The 3,472-nt window shown below is 48.9% G+C and carries 4 protein-coding genes and 1 pseudogene; all 5 read right to left on the reverse strand.

What is annotated here, in order from left to right:
* Nucleotides 1-898: pseudogene (locus tag OCV62_RS17995) on the reverse strand (VirB4-like conjugal transfer ATPase, CD1110 family); the annotation flags it as partial.
* Complete coding sequence (locus OCV62_RS18000) at nt 855-1,310, reverse strand: PrgI family protein (protein ID WP_002576235.1); 456 nt, start codon at nt 1,308-1,310, stop codon at nt 855-857. The pseudogene OCV62_RS17995 and the gene OCV62_RS18000, both read right to left, overlap by 44 nt.
* Before the next feature lie 20 nt (nt 1,311-1,330).
* Complete coding sequence (locus tag OCV62_RS18005; protein WP_002576236.1) at nt 1,331-2,200, reverse strand: VirB6/TrbL-like conjugal transfer protein, CD1112 family; 870 nt, start codon at nt 2,198-2,200, stop codon at nt 1,331-1,333.
* A 69-nt stretch (nt 2,201-2,269) separates the two neighbouring features.
* The gene (locus OCV62_RS18010) at nt 2,270-2,488 is read right to left on the reverse strand and encodes a Maff2 family mobile element protein (RefSeq protein ID WP_003525154.1); all 219 of its coding nucleotides are present in this window, start codon (nt 2,486-2,488) and stop codon (nt 2,270-2,272) included.
* A gap of 216 nt (nt 2,489-2,704) precedes the next feature.
* The coding region (locus OCV62_RS18015; RefSeq protein ID WP_262588372.1) for a VirD4-like conjugal transfer protein, CD1115 family at nt 2,705-3,472 on the reverse strand (768 nt) is incomplete at its 5' end.

Below are 3,472 nucleotides of genomic sequence, written 5' to 3' on the forward strand. Positions count from 1 at the left end.
CCAGGTCGGTAATCTTTCGCTTTACCGTTTTGATGGCTTTCACCTGATCCACCGACTGAATGTGCATACTCACAATGAGCGAACTTTCCATATCCAGAAAATCAGCCAACAGACGGTCATTCAGCTCCGGTGCGAGAATCTGCAAAAAAGAAACAGTCCCGTATTTCTTACCCATACGGAACTGCTTGCCGGTGCGGAACTCAAAGGAGCTTGGTGCAATAAAATCCTTTGTGGACAGACCGGAAGGAGCCAGCCAGTCCCATTCAAACTGAAACGGGAGTTGTTCATCCATGTGGAATACCGCATGAAGCTGAAAAAGCCTTTCTTTACCGTCCAGCGTTCTGGCAGCTACACCAAGACGCTTAAAGTTATTAAGTATATCGGTCTCAATACGCTCCAGACGGGGCTTGGCGGCTTTGATGCTGTCCGCGTCGATACCAAAGGTCAGGTATTTGGTCTTGATGAGACCGTTGTTACCTCTGGCCAGCTGATTTTGCAGCATTGTGGTGTATTCCTCGCGGATACTGTCAAAGGCGTCCCTCTGGGGCGGGATGGAAATGGAGTTAGCAAAGGTCTCCTCCGATGCCGCAAGATTCAAAAAAGACAGCTGGAAATGAATCGAGCTGTCAAAATAATTGAGGAAATCACACCACCCCTCAAAGATTGCCGTCTTATCTTCGTTTTGGGAGAGCTGATAGTTGATGTCCTGAAACTGGATGGTCTTTGTGTAGTGGCTGTCCGATACGCGGCAGATTCCGTCCGGCCACATCCGTTCATAAGGGATACTGTCCTGCGCAGATTTTCCTTTTTTGTCCGTGCGGTTAGCGCGGGCAATGGCCGCTTCGATCTGCTTCTTATCGGCGCGGGACAGCTTTTTCTTTGTCTTTACCGGCTGCACAGTTTTTTCCTCGGTTTTTCCGAACATCCGATGCAGCCATTTTTTTATTGCGGTGAACAATGTCATACACCTCCTTATCGAGCATTTCCTGCCGCTTTAATACGGCATAAAAGTTGTTGGTCTGGTAAGGTCGCTGCTTTGGACGGATTACAGCTACTTTGAGAATGTTGCCCACGATCTTTTCCAGGGGCTGCCCATGCTTTTCGTACATAGCCAGCATAAAGAAGGGCAGCATAACCAGCATCATACACATAGCCGCTACACTGTTTCCGGTAGGTTTTCTGAGCAAAAAGAAAAGCGGTACGCCAATAAGCGCTCCGCCCGTGAAGCAGATAAGCTGCCGCTTGGTCAGATTGAACATGACCTTTGTTTTGACTTTTGTTAAGTCCTTGGGTACGGGTACATAAGCCAATGTGGAAACCTCCTTCCGTTTTAGTGCGCCTGAAAGACTGATTTGGCGAGACTGCCTGTTTTGAACAGCGTAAAACATAGCAGTACGGTGTAGCCCACGCAGCTCCAGATTGCCATGATGATGTCATCTTCCAGAGCGATGTTCTGCACCAGCACAGCATAAATTGCCACGCAGACGATAATGAGAAACGCCTGAAAGCCCAGTGCCAGCAGGGATCGGAGGTAATTCTGTCCCATACCGCCCCATTCTTTGCCCATCATTGCAGCCATTGGAACGGGAGCCACCGAAGTTACAAGGTAGATCTCGATCATACGGCCATAAATAACGATAAAGATACAGATATACAACGCCCACATGGTAATGCCAATAAAGAGGGATTGGAACCACAGTCCGAACAGCGGTCCCAAATCCATTTCCATCAGCCTCGGTTCCAGATCGGTCATAACTGAGGAAATGTCAATGGACGCATCCGAATTGATAATCCCTGCCGCCTGCGCCACCACGCTCTGCGCCATATCAAAGACGCCCATCACGATATTCCATGTGTTTGTGACAATGAGGATGGCGGCAGCTGATTTGAACACCCACTTGAAAATCATCCAGGTATCCACATCATGCAGGTTGTTCTTGTCTGCAATCATCTGGATCAGGTCTACGGTCATCACGATAGCCAGGATCACACCTGCAATCGGCACCATGATGGAGTTTGACAGATTCTCAATCATATTGAAAATACTGCCATTCCATCCCTGTGGGGTCTGTCCTACCTGTACGGATATATCCGCGACCTGTTGGTTTACACTGTCAAACATCCCCGAAAGGTTGCTCATAATACCGCCCACCAGCATTTCTTTCAGCCAATTCGTCAGGGCTTCAAGTAAGAAATCCATACGGTGTCAACCTCCTTTCCGCCGCCCCCGCAGAGCTGCGGGAGCGGCAAGGATTTCATGCAGGAACGCTTAGACAGAGAACAGCCCGGAGAGCAGAGGTACAAGAACCATACCAACAACGGCTACACCAGCACCGGCCATAAGCTGCTTCATGCCCTGAGATTTGGCGCCAGGGTTGTCGTTGCCGTAACCTTCCAACAGGTTGATGACACCCCAGATACCAAGACCAGCGCCCAGAGCGATAACGAGAGTCTGAAGAACGGTAATTGCCTGTTCAAAAAATGCCATAAATAATATTAGCCGGAATCATTTGAATGATTAGTTAGGTTTGTTTCATAAGCGCACAAAAGCCGGAACAATCTGCCCTCGATCTATGAGAGCCTGATTCCGGCTGTCCTCCTTTTTCATTATTTTTCTTGCGATTGTCCGCTTTGTACGCCAATGGCCTCAACAGAGGCAGTTGCGGCAAATAGATACGATCACTCCTTTCTCAGCGGAACCGTATTACACGCCCTCCGTGTCTACTTCATATACATCGCAGACCTCATCAGGCTTGAGTTTTAGTCTGGCAGACAAAAATGCTTCAATATCAAAGGTATTTCGCTTGTCTGCATCAGCTGTGTATTTGAAATTAGGGTGTCTGGTAATGTCATACTTGTCTGAAAGAAACGGACGCACACCGCGCAACTGCAAGATGCACTTGCCGCCATCCATAATTGCCAGCTCGTCCTGGCTCATCAGCTCTTTTCCCAATTTCTGATAGGTGAGCGAGTGGGAAGTCTCCCGTCCCCGGCTCTCTCCGGTGTTGTAAGTGTCTATGGTCTCCTTTCCCAGAACAGCCGCCAGCTCTTTCAGCGTTGTTGGTTCTTTGCCACCCAGGAAGATGGAAGTATCCATATTGCCGATGATGGTATCGGCATTATCTTTGTAAATTGCCTTGAGCTGGCTCTGTGCCTGCAACACCAGACAGGCAGAGATTTCACGGCTTCGGATGGTGGCCACCAGCTTTTCCAGCTTCGGAATCTGCCCGATGTTGGCACACTCATCAATCAGACAGCGCACATGAACCGGAAGCCTGCCGCCATACACATCGTCGGCCTTTTCACAAAGCAGGTTGAATAACTGGGTGTAGCACATGGAAATGAGAAAGTTAAAACTGTCATCCGTATCACTCATAATGAGGAACAGAGCCGTTTTTCTGTCTCCCAGCGTATCCAGTTCCAACTCATCGTAGGATGTAACCTCGCGCAGCTCCGCAATATCAAATACGGC

The organism is Gallintestinimicrobium propionicum, assembly GCF_025567525.1.
Lineage (GTDB): Bacteria > Bacillota > Clostridia > Lachnospirales > Lachnospiraceae > Gallintestinimicrobium > Gallintestinimicrobium propionicum.